The following is a 15,496-nucleotide window of genomic DNA, read 5'->3' as shown; positions in this document are numbered from 1 at the left end:
ATCTATGCCATCTATGATGAGGGCTGCGAAGCGGACGCGAAGCCAGTTTGCGTGGGCTCTCACATAGATAGCGTGCCAAATGGCGGCTTTTATGACGGCACACTTGGCGTTATGGCTGGGCTTGAGGCGCTAACTGCGATAAAAGAGGCTGGTATCAAGCTAAAACGCCCACTTTGGCTTATAAATTTCTGTTGTGAGGAGTCAAGCCGCTTTAAGACAGCGACTATCGGCAGCAAGATAATAAGCGGCAAACTAAGCCAGCAAAGGCTTCATGAGCTAAAAGATGAAGATGGAATTTCGCTTTTTGAGGCGATGAGTACGGCTGGATTTAAACCACAAAATTTAGATGAAGCCATCTTAAAAGAAAACTCCCTACACGCCTACCTCGAGCTTCACATCGAGCAAGGCCCAGTTTTAGAGCGAAGCGGTATAAGCGTTGGCGTGGTAAGTGGGATCGCAGCTCCTATTAGATTTGAGATCACAATACATGGCAAGGCTGATCACAGCGGTGCAACTCCTATGAATATGCGCAGTGACGCCCTGCTTGCTGCTTCACACATCATAATCGCCGCAAATAAATTTGCTAAAAACAAAAAAACAGCCGTCGCGACCGTTGGCTACGCGCATGCAAAACCAGGCGTTTTAAACGTCGTGCCAGGCGAGGCAAGGCTTGGCGTTGATCTAAGAGATATCGATAAAAAAAGCCTTGATGAGCTAAATTTAGAGCTAAGAAACTTCGTAGATGAGCTAAGCTGTGAGCTAAATTTTAGCTACGAGATAAGAGAGCTAAGTAGCGACGAGCCAGTAAAACTAAGCGAACATGCCATAAATTTACTTGAAGATGAAGCCAAAAAACTTGGCGTAGAAACGCTTACATTGCCAAGTGGGGCTGGGCATGATGCGATGAATTTAACAAAGCTTGCAAACAGCATTGGCATGCTCTTTATCCCTTGCGTTGATGGTATCAGCCACAATATCGCAGAGGCGATAAATTTTAAAGACGCCGTAGCAGCAACAAAAATTTTAACAAACGCACTAATAAGACTTTCGAACGAGGAGTAGTCATGGACAAAATAGCAAAATTAGCACTATCTTTAAAAGAGGATATGATCAAAGATCGCAGATACTTTCACTCGCACCCAGAAACTGGCTGGTTTACCTTTTTTACGACTGCGGTTTTGGCAAAAAGACTTAGCGAGCTAGGATATGAGGTGAAGCTTGGCGAAGAGGTCGTAAAAAGCGATGCAAGGCTTGGCGTTGGCAGCAAAGAGCAGTGTCAAAAGGCGATCGAGCGAGCAAAAAGTCTTTTAAATCCTGATGAGGCAAAATACCTTGAATGCATGAAAGATGGCCTAACTGGGCTAACTGCTTTTATCGACACAAAAAGACCTGGTAAATTTAGCGCTTTTAGATTTGACATCGATAGCGTTGATGTGACAGAGAGTGCAGAGGCTGCTCATAGACCTTGCAAAGAGGGCTTTGGCTCAGATATCGCTGGTATCACGCACGCTTGTGGGCACGATGGACACATGGCGATGGGTCTAGCGCTTGCAAAGCTGATCGCTAAAAATTTAGACGATTTTAACGGTAAATTTAAATTTATATTTCAAACCGCAGAAGAGGGCACAAGAGGCGCTGTGGCTATGGAGGCTGCTGGGGTGCTTGATGGGGTTGAGTACCTGCTTGGCGGACACATTGGCTTTCAAGCAGAAACAAATGGGGGCATAGTTTGCGGCACAAACAAACTGCTTGCAACTTCTAAATTTGACGTGCATATCACTGGCCGCTCAGCTCACGCAGCAGGAGCGCCAGAGGAGGGAGCAAACGCCCTTTTAGCCGCTGCTCAAATGGCTCTAAACATGCATGGCATCACAAGACATGCAAAGGGCGTGACTAGGATAAATGTAGGCGTTTTAAGAGCAGGCGAGGGCAGAAACGTCATCGCACCAAATGGCTATCTAGCCTGCGAAACAAGGGGCGAGGATACAAATTTAAATGAATTTATGTATAAAAAATGTATGGATATCGTAAAAGGTGTGAGTGAAATTTATGATGTCGAGAGCAAGGTCGTGATGACAGGGGGCACAAGTGGCGCTGATAGCGACAAAGAGGTGACTGAAATTTTCTATGAGGCAGCAAAGCAAAGCCCATTTATAGATGATGATAAGATCGTTAAAGAGCTTGATTTTGGTGCTTGCGAGGACTTCGCTCACTTTATGAGATCGCTTCAAGACAAAGGCGCAAAGAGCGGATATATGATGATCGGCACAAATTTAAAAGCAGGACATCACAACAGCAAATTTGACTTTGACGAGGATTGTTTGGTCGCTGGGGTTGATATCTATCTAAGGGCTGCTTATAAACTAAACGGAGCTAAAAAATGAAAAATGCTTTACTAATCAGCGCTTCAAGCTACCAAGATACCGGCTACTTGAGACACTGCAAAAACTGGGTTAAGGACTTCTTGGGTGAGAGTGGCAAGGAGGAAATTTTATTTATCCCTTACGCTGGAGTTAGGCGAACAAATGACGAATACGAGCAAAAAGTTATAGACCGCCTAAAAAATAAAAATATAAAATCGATCCACCACTACGAGGATAAAATTTCAGCTATCAAAAACGCTAACAGTATCGCAGTTGGTGGTGGCAATACCTTTATGCTGCTTTACACGCTTTATAAGCTAAATTTAATTGAGCCTATAAAAGAGGCTGTGGCAAATGGCGCAAAGTACTTTGGCTGGTCAGCTGGCGCAAATATCGCTGGCAAGACGATGATGACGACAAACGATATGCCTATCATCATGCCAAAGTCATTTGAGGGCCTAAATATCTTCCCATATCAGATCAATCCGCACTTTATAAGTGGCAAACTAGCAGGTCATAACGGCGAGAGCAGGGAGGAGAGGCTAGAAGAGTTTTTAATAGCAAATCCAAAAGATACTATCTACGCGTTGCCTGAGGGCACGGCTTTGCTCATAGCGGGTAGCGAAGCTGAGGTCATAGGACATAGCGAAATTTTAAAATTTGAGTATCAAAAAGAGATAGAAAAAATAGAAGTTGGAACTAAATTTAAAATCTAAACAAGGAGAGAGGTATGGAAACATTCAAGCTAATTGCTGCCATTCTTGGCATCGTTGCAGTTGTAGCACTTCTAGTCTTAAAAAAAGAGACGAGAACGGTGCTAATAGGTGTTGGTTTGGTGCTTTGTATAATCGCACTAAAACCGATGGGCGCACTAAATGCTTTTACTGACTATATGACAAAAGCTGGTCTTATAAAGGCTATATGTGCTAGTATGGGTTTTGCTTTCGTTATGAAATATACAATGTGCGATAAGCACCTTGTTGCGCTTCTTACAAAGCCGCTTAAAAACGTGGGATTTATCTTGATCCCTGTAACAACCGTGCTAACTTACTTTATAAATATCGCTATCCCTTCAGCTGCTGGCTGCTCGGCTGCTGTTGGTGCGACACTTATACCGCTTCTAATGGCATCAGGCGTTCGCCCTGCGATGGCTGGTGCGGCTGTTTTTGCTGGTACATTTGGCTCAGTCCTAAGCCCAGGCTCTGCGCACAACATATATGTGGCTGACCTTGTTAAAAAGACAGTTGAGGGCTACACAGTTCAAGACATCATAAAAGTGCAAATTCCTAGCGCATTTACAGCTCTTGTTATCGTAGTTGTCATGCTAACTATCGTCGCAATATTATTTAAAGACTATCAAAAAGGTACAAATTTCACTATCGAAAGCGGTGCTACTAGCGAAGAGAAGTCAGCGTTTAAAGTAAATTTGATCTACGCTCTTATGCCACTTGTCCCACTTGTCATCTTGATTATTGGTGGAACAAGCCTTGCAAAAGACTACAGCTTTTTGGCATGGACAAAGATGGGCGTTGCTGAGGCGATGATACTTGGCGCTATCATAGCTATCTTTGCTACGCTTACAAACCCACAAAAGATCACAAAAGAGTTCTTTAACGGCATGGGTCACGCTTACGCTGATGTTATCGGTATCATCATCGCAGCTGGCGTCTTCGTCGCAGGTCTAAAGGCGTGCGGAGCTGTTGATGTGGTCATAGCGTGGTTAAAAACTGATCAAAGCTACGTTAAATTTGGCGGAACATTTGTGCCATTTATCATGGGTATAGTTACAGGCTCAGGCGACGCTGCTACATTTGCATTTAACGAAGCTGTCACAACAAACGCTGCTGCTCTTGGCTTTGAGCAAGATAAGCTTGGTATGGCTGCAGCCATCGCTGGCTCACTTGGACGTTCAGCTTCTCCGATCGCTGGAGCTGCTATCGTTTGCGCTGGTATCGCTATGGTTAGTCCAGTCGAGCTTGCAAAAAGAACGTTTTTAGGTATGTTTCTCTCTGTTGTGGCGATCGCATTTTTCGTCATCTAAGGATGAAAGATGGATATCGTAGAGAGATTTATAAACTATACGAAATTTAACACCACGACAAATAAAGAGAATGGATTAAAAGGCATCATGCCTTCTAATCCAACCGAGTATGAGCTGGCTCTTTTTATCAAAGATGAGCTTAGCTCGCTTGGTATAAAAGATATCATCTTGCAAGATAATGCCATCTTGATAGCAAAAATCCCTGCAAACTGCGAAAACGCCCCAAGTATCGCCTTTTTTGCGCACTTAGATACAAGTAGCGAGCAAAAAAACGACACAAAAGCTAAGATAGTAAGATACACAGGTGGCGACATTTGCCTAAACGAAGAGCAGGGCATATATCTTAAATTTAGCGACAACCCAGAGCTTAAAAAATACGTTGGCGATGATATAGTCGTGACTGACGGCACTAGCTTGCTTGGCGCTGATGATAAAGCAGCGATCGCTAGTATCGTAAATATGGCTAGCTTTTTTATGCAAAATCCTGAGGTCAAGCACGGCAAGATCGTGATCTGCTTCGTGCCTGATGAGGAGCAGGGCTTGCTTGGTGCAAAGGCGCTTGATGTAAATTTGCTTGGGGCTGACTTTGGCTACTGCTTAGACTGCTGCGAGATAGGCGAGCTAATATATGAAAACTGGAACGCAGCTGACTGCACGGTGGTCTTTAAAGGTGTTTCGGCTCATCCGATGAACGCAAAGGGCAAGCTAGTAAATTCGCTACTTCTTGCGCATAAATTTATCTCGCTTTTGCCAGGCGGCGAAGTGCCAGAGTGCACCGAGGGCAAAGAGGGCTATTTCTGGGTAAAAGAGCTTAGCGGAAACAGCGCGAAAACGACGCTCAAGATCGACATAAGAGAATTTGACGAGGTGAAATTTCAAAAAAGGCTTGAGTTTTTAAGTGAGATGGCAAATTCTTTTAACAAAATTTATGGCGAGTGCTGTGAGATCACGCTAAAAACACGCTATGAAAATGTCTTTAAGTTCTTAAAAGATGAAAACTCACTGCCTATAAAACTAGCAAAAGATGCCTTTAGCGAGCTAAATATCACGCCAAACATAAAGCCGATGCGTGGCGGATACGACGGTGCTGCGATCTCTGCAAAGGGCGTGCCAACGCTAAATTTATTCACAGGCGGAAACAACTTTCACTCTATCTTTGAGTACTTGCCAGTTAGCAGCTTAAAAGCCGCAAGCGAAGTGATTAAAAAAATCGTAATTAACGCTGCTAAATAAACTTCATAAAAGCCTAGATTTAGTAAATTTAGGCTTTAAATTTTACTTTCAGGACAAAAATGAAGGCTTTAGCTTTGTTTAGCGGAGGGCTTGACAGCATGCTCTCTATGAAAATAATAAGCGATCAAAACATCGAAGTGGTCGCACTTTATATGGATACTGGATTTGGCGTGGATGAGGAGAAGCACGAAGTTTTAAGGCGCCGTGCAGCCTTGGCTGGGGCTAGCCTAAAGGTGGTTGATATGAGAAACGAGTATCTTCGCGACGTGCTCTTTAACCCAAAATACGGCTACGGCAAGCAGTTTAACCCTTGCATCGACTGCCACGGATATATGTTTAAAACCGCTCTTAATATGCTAAAAAGCGAAAATGCAAATTTTATAATCACTGGCGAAGTCGTAGGACAAAGGCCGATGAGCCAGCGCAGAGACGCGCTATTTCAGGTTAAGCGCCTAGCTGATGACGAGGATGATCTAGTGCTTCGTCCGATGTGTGCTAAGCTCTTGCCGCCAACCAAGCCAGAGCGCGAGGGCTGGGTCGATAGAGAGAAGCTACTTGACATAAGCGGGCGCGATAGAAAGCCGCAGCTTGCTTTGGCAAAGAAATTTGGCTTTGAGGACTTTGCAACGCCTGGAGGTGGGTGTTTGCTTACGATCGAGAGCTTTGCAGTAAAGATAAAAGACTACTTGAAATTTGACAAAGAGATGCGAGATATCGACGTCGTGTGGCTAAAGCTTGGTAGGCATCTTCGCTTGGTAGATGGCGCTAAAATGATAATAGGGCGTGATGAGAGTGATAATAACGCACTTTTGGCCCATCCAAATGATAAATTTGAGCAGGTGAAATTTAAAGAGAGTGATGACATCGTGGGAGCTGTTAGCTTCATAAGCAAAAACGCTAGCAAAGCCGACAAAGAGCTTGCTGCAAGGCTCGCACTAGCTTATACAAAAGCTAGCAAAGAAGATGAATTCGAAGTTAGCATCGCTAATGAGAAATTTATTATTAGGCCTGAAGATAAAAAGCTAGCACAAGAGTTTTTTGTAAAATAAATCCAAATTTGCAAAGGAATTTGATCTAAATTTCTTTGCAATATCTAAAATTTCTAACTTTTTCAAATCTCCACAAAATCTAAATTTTCAAAATTTCAAGTCATAAATATGTCACAATTGTACCGAAGTACAATGGTTTGTTTTTAATAAAACCGCTAAATTTAAGAAAAAATTTAAAAAGGGAGATGCATGTCAAAGGAAATAGGCGTAGTAAAAAATGTAACGCAAGGAAGCGTAAAAGCTGTAAGCCCAACAGGTGAAAGCAGAGAATTAAAAGTAGGTGACATAGTATATCAAGGTGAAAAGATAGTCACTGAAACAACTGACGCAAAAGTAGTAATAGCAAAAGCAGATGGAAAAGAGATAAGCCTAATAGGCAAAGACTCAATAAATTTAGACCAAAGCGTTAGTGAAAATTCTCAAACAACAGCAGATATAAATTCACTTCAAAAAGCAATTTTAGGCGGTCAAGACCTTAACGCTTTAGAAGAGACTGCAGCTGGTGGAAACCAAGCTGGTGGAAACGCTGGAGGTGACGGAGTAAGCCTTGGTGCTGCTAGCTTTGCACAAGGTGGTCACTACTCAAATATAAGTGCGAATTTTAATGATCTTGGCGACCTAGGTGCCGCGTTTGAAGCTCCTGTTAGCTCGGTTGGCGGCGGACAGGGTGAAAATTTAGGTGACGGCGCGGCTGCTGATAACGTAGTGCCACAACCACAACCATTACCACAACCACCATTGCCACCATTGCCACCACAACCAAATGGAATAATCAAAATCCCACTCTCAGCTCACAAGGGCGAGGACCCAGCGGCTGAGCTGATACAGGCATTTACAACAAAGATACCTAGCGGATATAGCGTACAAAAGCAAGCTGACGGCAGAAGCTATCTAGTGCCTGATGATGGTGTGAATGAATTTACATATAACAATGGCTGGTACGTGAGTAACGACGGCCAGCTAGCTATCGGCCAAGACGAGGCTAAAAAGCTAGCAGTAACGAGCAACGCAAATGAGGGCAACTACCCAGATGATGGCACTGTTGCAAAGATAGTAGCTTCAAATGCACAGCTAAATGTTTTTGGCTCAGATATCAACGACAAAATAGTTGTAGATAATGCGAAGATAAATAACGTCTACGGCGGCGTTGGTGTTGATGAAATTTTAGGTATAAATTCTGCAAAGCTTAGCAACATCTCTGGTGGCTCGGGCGATGACGTGGTCGATCTAAACAAAACTACGATCACTGGCATAGTTGTGGGCAACGAGGGCGACGACACTATAAATGTAGATAATGGCTCAAAAGTTACTAAAAGCGTATATGGAAACGACGGAAAAGACACTATAACGATAGATAATAGCTCTGTTGTTAGTAAGAATGTATTTGGTAACGCTGGCGAGGATACGATAGTAGTCCAAGGCGGTGCTAAGGTAGATGGCTGGGTGCTTGGCGATACAAAGACTAAAAACGATATGCATGAAAAACAGGTAGATCCATCTATGGATATAACAGATAATGGCGCTGGTAATGACACTATAACGATAAGCGGCGCAGGAACTAGTGTAAAAAATATAGGTGGCGGAAATGGCGATGATACTATCACAGTAGAAAATGGCGCGCGTGTTGTACTTATCCAAGCAGACGAGGGTGATGACAAGATAACTGTAACTGGCGCTGGCACATTTACAAGCGCAGTAAATGGCAGAGGTGGCAACGATACTATCGTGGTTAGCGACCAAGCAACGGTTGAGGGCATAGTTGGTAGATGGGGCAATGACGACATAACTGTAACAGGTGTTGGCACTACTGTGACTGAATATGTACAGGGCAACGAAGACGCCGATACTATTAGAATTTTAGACGGAGCCACTGTAAATCAATATGTAAGCGGCGGTCGTGGTGAAAACCCTAGTGTATATGGCGGCGCTCAAGACTCTGATAAAAATACAGTGATCATCAAAAATGCCACAGTAAAAGGCGCTGTAGAGGGCAGCACTCGCGGCGGCGATAGTGAGATCGAAATTTCAGGCTCTACTATAAATGGTAAAGTAGTTGGCTCTAGCGACGGCACAAAAGCTAGCAAACTTAGCATAGAAGACAGCTCTGTGGACTTTAGTAAGGTTGAGAAAATAACAAGCCTTGAGCTTGGTGGAGCTGATAAAAATTTAAATATCACGCTAACTAAAGATGATATCTTTAGAAACAATGAGCTGAAAATAGACGGCGAAAATGGCGATAAAGTAACATTACAAGGTGGCTTTAGAGAGGCTGGCTCGCATGATGGCTACAAAACATACACGGCAACAGGCTCTACAATAAGCGTAGATATCAAAGAGGATGTTGTTGTAACTCTATAATAAATTTGGTCTAACGGGGCGACCTTTTGGACCAAAACTCTTTGCTTGTCTATAAAATTTGCTAAATTTCTATAGGCAAGCAGCTTAAATTTTTAGTCAAATTTAAAAAATCCTCAAACGAAATTTGATTCATCCCGAATTGACTCCAAAAATATTGCCAGCTTTTTGCTTTTTCGCTTATAACTTTATGCTTAAATATCTCAATGCATGCCTTAAATCAAGCAATACTAAATATCACAGAACATGTCAAATTTAACAAATTTTGGTCGCCACTGTGCACTTTTATCTTTAAAATTCTATAATTCCAAGATGAAATTTAAGAGAAATTATTTTTATATTTTATTGGTTGCCGTTGCTGTGGGATATTTTTATCTAGTTTTTACAAACTATGATGAGAACAAACAACAAACATACAACTCTGCCGTTTCAAGCCAGATAAAAACAGTGCAAAAATACAAAGCAATCATAAATGAGCGCATCGAACAACAAAAGCGACTGCTTGAGGAGACTGCTAAATTTATAGAGACAAAAGACTATATAAAAGACTATGCTACGATAAAAGGCGTGCTTAGCATTGTTGCTAGAACGGGTAGCTTTTTAGCAGTCTATGCCGGATATCCAGATAGCTACAGATTTGTCGCAAGCAACGATATAGAGCCGCAATATAATTTCTCAGACCGCCCTTGGTTTGTGGCTGCAAAAGAGAGTATGACAACAAGCTTTACCGAGCCTTATATCGACCGCCAGCTTGGCATCTACGTCATCTCTGTCTCAACGCCACTTTTAAAAAATGGTAAATTTATAGGTGTTTTGACGGCTGACCTTGACTTTGAAATTTTTCAAAAAGAGCTTGCCGCGCTCTTTCCGCTTGCAAATGGCTCAGCGTTTTTAATGGTAGATGGCAAAAATATCCTCGATCAAACAGAGCAAATTTTAGACTTTTCAGGTGCTCAAACTAAAGAGATATTGCAAAAAATTTCAGTTAAAAAACAAGGAAATGAGAAAATTCTGATCAAAAATAAGCCTTATATTTTTGTATATGATACGCTCGCAAATAGCAAATGGATGCTAGTTAGCGTGCTTGATGAGGGTATGATTTACAGGCAAATCGACAAAAAAGCGCTAAAAGATCTTGGTATTTTTTTAGCATTGGCTTTTTTTGGCATTTGTGCCTTTGCTACTCTTTATGTGGCGCAGCGAAAATTTTATAAAAACAAGCATCTTTTAAATCTTTTTGCCAAAAACCCAATAGGTGGGCTTGTCATCACAGATAAAGCTGGCAATATCGCCTTTATCAACAAAGAATTCGAGAAAATTTTTGGCCTAAAATTTAAGGCAAATATCGGTAAAAATTTAAAAGAACTCTCTAGTATTTTTTGCTCAAAGAAAACCACACAGAGTATATTTGCGCAAATCAGCAGCAACCCAACCAAGAGCTTTAGCCTGACTTCAAAAAAGGGCGAGCTGTTTTATAAAACAGAGTTTTTGCCACTGCTTGACAAGCAAGGCGTATTTGAGGGTGTTTTTATCATGTCGCACGATATCACGCATGAGGTGAGTTTGGAGCAAAATAGGCAAAAACAAGAGCAAATTTTACTGCAAAACTCCAAAATGGCAGCACTTGGTGAGATGATAGGCGTGATCTCACATCAATACAAGCAGCCTCTAAATACGCTTTTGCTTCTTGCAAGCGATACTCATGAGCTGTTAAGCAGCAAGAATGGCGATAAAATAGCGCTAAAAAACATTGAAAATATACGTATGAACGTTGAGCTTATGAATGAGACTATCGATGTTTTTAGGGATTTTTACAAAGAGGATTTTTGTGAGAAAGAATTTGACCTAATCAACGTGCTAGATGATGTTTTATACATTTGCCGACCGCAGCTTCAAGTAAAAAATATCGAGTTACGTTTTACATACGAGGAAGGCTCTTATAAGATCAAAAGCTATGCAAACTACATAAAACACGTGCTTATGAACCTTATCACAAATGCAAAAGATGAGCTGGTAAAGAAGGCAAAAAATAGAGAAAATTTCTCTCCTTATGTGGCTATAAATTTAAGCCAAGATGAGAGCAAATTTATTATTACTATCGAAGATAATGCAAATGGTGTAGATAGTGAGCTTTTAGATAAAATTTTCGAGCCGTTTTTTACCACAAAAGGCGACGACGGCACCGGTATGGGACTTTATCTTTGTAAGCTTATTTTTGAGAAAAAACTACGTGGTGACATAAGGCTTGCAAAAGCTAAAAATCCGACAAAATTTGAAATAGAGCTATTAAAATGAACGAAATTTTTAAAGAGTTAGCACACTTAAATGTGCTTTTGGTTGAGGACGACACGCAGTTGCAAGGAGTTTTGGCTGGACTTCTTGCGCCATATGTAGGCCAAATTTATAAGGCACAAAACGGACAAGAAGGCTTTGAGTGCTTTAGCAAAAATGACATTGATATTATCATCACTGATATAAATATGACCCATATGAGCGGAACATCGATGGCAAAACGGGTTAGAGAGCTTGATGCACGCGTGCCTATCATTTTTATTACAGCCTATGATACCGATGAAAATTTACAAAACTCACTAAACATACAAAATTCAAATCTGCTTAAAAAGCCATTTGATAAACAGCAACTTTTAATCATGATATTAATGGCTACAAAAAATGGTTCAAATGCTAATAAGCGATTAAATTTAGGTCGTGGCTTTAGCTATGATACGCAAGATAGGTTGCTTTATAATGAGAATAAAAATATCGTTTTAACTAGAACTGAGCAGCGACTTTTGCATATCTTAGCGATAAATAAAGAGCGAGTCGTATCGTTTGAGATGATAGAAAATTTCACGTGGAGTGGCAAAGTAGCGTCATTTGAAACTATGCGAAACTACATAAATAAACTGCGTAATAAAACCTATGCGCAGCTTATCAAAAACGTTCAAGGACTTGGTTACAAGCTCTCTCTTGATGATGAGGCTTGATAGTAAATTTAAGTCTAAAAGCAATTCCGTGATTTGATTTAAAAATTGCTGAAAATTTCGACCTAAGCCTGGAGATATAGTCCATCAAAGGCCGAAATTTTCTAGTTTATAGAAGTAAAGCACAAATAAAGTTATTCTATTGGGGCTTTACTTTGTAAAAATCTAGTCAAAGTTTGCGTTTCTGTCTCATTAAGTCCAGCGTTGCCGATCATAGTTTTTATAACACTTGGCCAAACATTTACGTTAAACTCATCGTATCCGTGTAGTGCATGGCACGCCCCACATCGCTCTTTAAACAACTCTTCGCCAGGCTTATAAACCTCGTCTAAATTTGGCCTTAAGGCCTTTTTTTCGACCGCTCCCTTCACACTAACTTTGATCCATTCATTGTCATAGTCGTCTTTTTGGACGCCATTTTTCTTGAAATTTTTATCGTTTTTAACACTTATGTCGCTCTCTAGGACGCCCAGTCTAGCATAAGCTGTATTACCCTCGCCAGGTACAAAGCCGTTATATTCGACTTCGGCGAAATTGCCGCTATCTTTTAATACCTTGACTTTTGCGCCAACAAAAAGCTGACCGATCTCTTTGCCACCAACCTTATCTAAAATTTTAGCTGGCGTACCGACATAGGCATCGTTAGCAAAAAGTGCAGCACTAAGCCCTAAAAACATAACTATTTTTTTCACTTCTTATCCTTTTTTTGCAAATTTTGGCTGAGAAAAGACCTCTAGGTTTGGCAATTCACCCTCAAATTTCTCGATTTGCACGAGTGCAGTTGCTTGATTTCCCATAGCAAGGCTTGAGGTTGGCTCGTTTGGTATTAAAACGTTTACGTTTCCGTGTCTGCAAAGTCCGTTTTTATCTGGATCCCACCAGCTACCCTCTTGCATTCTAACAACGCCTTGTTTTACGTTTTTAGTCACGATAACTCCTGCTAAAGTTTGACCGCGATCGTTAAAAATTCTTACCACATCACCGTTTTCAAGACCTCTAGCTTTTGCATCGTCTGGATGCATCCATACAGGCTCTCTGCCTTGAACTTCTTCAAGGTTTCTAAGCCATGTGTTGTTTAGTTGGCTGTGAAGGCGATATTTTGGGTGCGGGGTTACTAAATTTAATGGATATTTTTTTGTTTTTTCCACATCTCCTAGCCACTCCATCGGCTCCATCCAAGTTGGGTGCGCCTTGCAGTCATCATAAGCTGCTTTTGCGATCTTTTTAGACAAAATTTCAAACTTGCCAGATGGCGTTCCTAGGCGGTTGATGATAGGATTTTTTCTATACTCAGCCATAGTTACGTATTCGTGTGCGTGAGGCGGGACCTTAAACTCAACATAACCTTTCGCCCAAAACTCATCAAAACTTGGCATGTCTAGTTTTGCATCATCGCCCTTTTTCTTTGAGGCATTATAAAACTGCTTTATCCAGTCCATTTCACTCTTGCCCTCGCTAAATGCCATATACTCTTTATCACCAAATTCTTTTAAAATGCCGCAGTTCAAATAGCGTGTAAAGATAAAAATAATTTGGACGTAGGAACGCTGTTTAGAAAGGTCGTAAGCTTTGAGACCGGAGTTTTTCCGGACGCCAAGGTTTATCACTATAGCACTTCATGCAATCACTGTTCCAATCCAAAGTGCGTTTCTGGCTGTCCGACGGGTGCTATGCACATAGACGGCGATTTAACTGTGCAACACGATGCCTCAAAATGTGTAGGCTGTAAATACTGCATTTGGAACTGTCCTTACGGCGTGCCGCAGTTTTCCGTAAAAACCGGTACGGTCAGTAAATGCAATATGTGTCAAGATCTACAAGAAGTCGGAGAAAATCCCGCCTGCGTCGATGCTTGCATAATGCGCTGCCTGACTATCGTTGATGTAGACGATATAAAACAAGATGAAAATTTGACGCAAAATTTGCCTATTTTACCAAGCTCTAATATAACTCATCCGAGTTTATTTGTTAAAGCCAAACCGCAAGCTTTTGATAAGAATTTCAATAAGCAGGAGTATTGAGATGCAAAATTTATTACAAGAATTAGGACTTAGTATATTTTCCGTTTGCTTGCAAACATCCATCGGCATGATGATGTTTTTGTTTATATTCGAGAGATTTAACGCCCTTAAATCCAAAATTTTAGTATTTACCGCGCTATGCATAGCTGTTGTTGGAGTTTTAAGTTCCTTTTTGCATTTAGGAAATCCTACTAACGCCTATCTAACGATAAATAATATATCCTCATCGTGGCTATCCCGCGAGATTTTTATCGTGTCTGTTTATACTGGGGCATTATTTTTATATTTCATTTTACGATTTATTAAAGGATGCTTTAATCCAGCTTTTGATATTCTGGGATTTGGCGTTGTGATCATAGGCTTGATTACGCTATATGTTATGAGTGAAGCTTATATTAGCACAAGCGTGCCGTTTTGGGATAGCGTAAATACTTATTTTGAGTATTATTTATCGGCCGTAATGCTTGGAGCTATGTTTTTTTATGCGATTATGTATGGGCAGCTTAGTGTAACTAAATTTTATAATTTTAGCGTCATAATCTTGCTTTCGGTCGGACTATTAGCCGTATCTTACGTATTTCATGGGCTTGGATTATCTCAGGAAAGTATAGCGGCAAGACAGAGCGAAGCGGTGCTTTTTTCATATTCTTGGCTAATGGGCATAATTTGGGCTCTAGGCGGAATATCCATGTGTCTATTTTTCTTTAACGGTATAAAATTTCAAAAAGAAAATACAGCCGCGTTATCGCCCGTAAACTTATTCGTCGTATCCGCAGCACTACTGTTTTTAGCGGCGATTTTGGCGAAATTAATATTTTACGTAGCGATGGTAACTACATCCGTAGGGCTTCAATGAAAGCGGAGGATTTAGATTTTTATCTGGTTTGTAGATTTTATATCTACAAATCTTTTTATTTGTTGTTTCTAGAGCCAATAAATAATTCTAATATGCACTCTTTGAACAACGAGTATATCGCTAGGTCATGCAGTGATTCGGATGATAAATTTAAGATGAGTCGATACGGGGAATTTCTTGCCTGGCTACTAAATAGAGCCATTAATGATGAGTTTTTGAGCGATTTGCAAAGCGAATACACTAAACTATTTGTTGGGCCACATAAGCTTATCGCTCCGCCTTGGCAAAGCGTATATGCTAGCCAGGATGAAACTCTTTTTACGCGCTCAACTTTGGAGGTAAGAGCAAAATATGCTAAATATGGATTAAAAGCGACCAAGTATTTAAGTGAAGAGGACGGTCATCTATCTTTTTAGCTAAAAATGATGCTATATTTTGCGGGGGTTTTTATTGAAAATTTATATCTTATAATCCCCGCTATCCCCACTAGTATAGAGTTTTTTTATGTCGATTTTGTATCTTTTTTTTGTTTCTTATACACATCTTACTCCGCCGCTGCCTTTTGCTCGGTGAGGTTTGTTGTGGTGCGTATCC

The 15,496-nt window shown here is 41.0% G+C and carries 14 protein-coding genes; 12 read left to right on the top strand and 2 right to left on the bottom strand.

The window, feature by feature from the left end; genetic code table 11:
• From CYP77_RS06380 to CYP77_RS06340, 9 genes are all read left to right on the top strand, one after another.
• Positions 1-1,062: M20 family metallo-hydrolase (locus CYP77_RS06380; RefSeq protein WP_103599717.1), on the top strand; the 1,062-nt coding region annotated here is incomplete at its 5' end.
• Positions 1,063-1,064: 2 nt separating this feature from the next.
• Entirely contained in the window at positions 1,065-2,384 is a 1,320-nt protein-coding gene (locus CYP77_RS06375) for an amidohydrolase (protein WP_103566904.1), read from the top strand.
• Positions 2,381-3,079, top strand: coding sequence for a dipeptidase PepE (pepE, locus tag CYP77_RS06370; protein ID WP_103566905.1), 699 nt, complete (start codon positions 2,381-2,383; stop codon positions 3,077-3,079). The genes CYP77_RS06375 and pepE overlap by 4 nt, the downstream gene beginning before the upstream one ends.
• Positions 3,080-3,093: 14 nt before the next feature.
• Positions 3,094-4,404, top strand: a complete 1,311-nt coding sequence (gene dcuC, locus CYP77_RS06365; RefSeq protein ID WP_103566906.1) for a C4-dicarboxylate transporter DcuC — start codon at positions 3,094-3,096, stop codon at positions 4,402-4,404.
• Between the two features lie 9 nt (positions 4,405-4,413).
• Positions 4,414-5,637, top strand: a complete 1,224-nt coding sequence (gene pepT, locus CYP77_RS06360) for a peptidase T (RefSeq protein ID WP_103566907.1) — start codon at positions 4,414-4,416, stop codon at positions 5,635-5,637.
• Between the two features lie 59 nt (positions 5,638-5,696).
• Complete coding sequence (locus CYP77_RS06355) at positions 5,697-6,686, top strand: argininosuccinate synthase domain-containing protein (protein WP_103566908.1); 990 nt, start codon at positions 5,697-5,699, stop codon at positions 6,684-6,686.
• Between the two features lie 189 nt (positions 6,687-6,875).
• Positions 6,876-9,044 carry a retention module-containing protein gene (locus tag CYP77_RS06350; RefSeq protein ID WP_103566909.1) on the top strand — a complete coding sequence of 723 codons (2,169 nt, stop codon included), beginning with the start codon at positions 6,876-6,878 and terminating at the stop codon, positions 9,042-9,044.
• 309 nt (positions 9,045-9,353) lie between these two features.
• Positions 9,354-11,336 carry a cache domain-containing protein gene (locus CYP77_RS06345; protein ID WP_103566925.1) on the top strand — a complete coding sequence of 661 codons (1,983 nt, stop codon included), beginning with the start codon at positions 9,354-9,356 and terminating at the stop codon, positions 11,334-11,336.
• Positions 11,333-12,028: a response regulator transcription factor gene (locus CYP77_RS06340; RefSeq protein WP_103566910.1), complete on the top strand. Its 696-nt coding sequence runs from the start codon at positions 11,333-11,335 to the stop codon at positions 12,026-12,028. The genes CYP77_RS06345 and CYP77_RS06340 overlap by 4 nt, the downstream gene beginning before the upstream one ends.
• Positions 12,029-12,159: 131 nt before the next feature.
• Here CYP77_RS06340 and CYP77_RS06335 read toward each other — a convergent pair whose 3' ends face one another.
• Both CYP77_RS06335 and CYP77_RS06330 read right to left on the bottom strand, forming a co-directional pair.
• Positions 12,160-12,717, bottom strand: coding sequence for a hypothetical protein (locus tag CYP77_RS06335; protein WP_103566911.1), 558 nt, complete (start codon positions 12,715-12,717; stop codon positions 12,160-12,162).
• Positions 12,718-12,720: 3 nt separating this feature from the next.
• The gene (locus CYP77_RS06330; protein WP_258032371.1) at positions 12,721-13,533 is read right to left on the bottom strand and encodes a molybdopterin dinucleotide binding domain-containing protein; all 813 of its coding nucleotides are present in this window, start codon (positions 13,531-13,533) and stop codon (positions 12,721-12,723) included.
• A gap of 24 nt (positions 13,534-13,557) precedes the next feature.
• Here CYP77_RS06330 and CYP77_RS06325 point away from each other — a divergent pair, with 24 nt between their 5' ends.
• From CYP77_RS06325 to CYP77_RS06315, 3 genes are all read left to right on the top strand, one after another.
• Complete coding sequence (locus tag CYP77_RS06325; RefSeq protein ID WP_258032372.1) at positions 13,558-14,046, top strand: 4Fe-4S dicluster domain-containing protein; 489 nt, start codon at positions 13,558-13,560, stop codon at positions 14,044-14,046.
• A 1-nt stretch (position 14,047) separates the two neighbouring features.
• The gene (locus CYP77_RS06320; RefSeq protein WP_103566913.1) at positions 14,048-14,902 is read left to right on the top strand and encodes a dimethyl sulfoxide reductase anchor subunit family protein; all 855 of its coding nucleotides are present in this window, start codon (positions 14,048-14,050) and stop codon (positions 14,900-14,902) included.
• Between the two features lie 92 nt (positions 14,903-14,994).
• Complete coding sequence (locus CYP77_RS06315) at positions 14,995-15,318, top strand: molecular chaperone TorD family protein (protein ID WP_103599718.1); 324 nt, start codon at positions 14,995-14,997, stop codon at positions 15,316-15,318.
• Positions 15,319-15,496 lie beyond the last annotated feature (178 nt).

Source organism: Campylobacter concisus (assembly GCF_002913865.1).
Classification (GTDB): domain Bacteria; phylum Campylobacterota; class Campylobacteria; order Campylobacterales; family Campylobacteraceae; genus Campylobacter_A; species Campylobacter_A concisus_AM.
The sequence above is the reverse complement of the archived record's forward strand: the minus strand, read 5'-3'. Positions and strand labels throughout refer to the sequence as shown.

Excerpts from the sequence above, each read along its gene's own strand:
- CYP77_RS06375 (WP_103566904.1), top strand. The coding sequence starts at position 1,065 with ATGGACAAAATAGCAAAATTAGCACTATCTTTAAAAGAGGATATGATC.
- pepE (WP_103566905.1), top strand. The coding sequence starts at position 2,381 with ATGAAAAATGCTTTACTAATCAGCGCTTCAAGCTACCAAGATACCGGC.
- dcuC (WP_103566906.1), top strand. The coding sequence starts at position 3,094 with ATGGAAACATTCAAGCTAATTGCTGCCATTCTTGGCATCGTTGCAGTT.
- pepT (WP_103566907.1), top strand. The coding sequence starts at position 4,414 with ATGGATATCGTAGAGAGATTTATAAACTATACGAAATTTAACACCACG.
- CYP77_RS06355 (WP_103566908.1), top strand. The coding sequence starts at position 5,697 with ATGAAGGCTTTAGCTTTGTTTAGCGGAGGGCTTGACAGCATGCTCTCT.
- CYP77_RS06350 (WP_103566909.1), top strand. The coding sequence starts at position 6,876 with ATGTCAAAGGAAATAGGCGTAGTAAAAAATGTAACGCAAGGAAGCGTA.
- CYP77_RS06345 (WP_103566925.1), top strand. The coding sequence starts at position 9,354 with ATGAAATTTAAGAGAAATTATTTTTATATTTTATTGGTTGCCGTTGCT.
- CYP77_RS06340 (WP_103566910.1), top strand. The coding sequence starts at position 11,333 with ATGAACGAAATTTTTAAAGAGTTAGCACACTTAAATGTGCTTTTGGTT.
- CYP77_RS06320 (WP_103566913.1), top strand. The coding sequence starts at position 14,048 with ATGCAAAATTTATTACAAGAATTAGGACTTAGTATATTTTCCGTTTGC.
- CYP77_RS06315 (WP_103599718.1), top strand. The coding sequence starts at position 14,995 with ATGCACTCTTTGAACAACGAGTATATCGCTAGGTCATGCAGTGATTCG.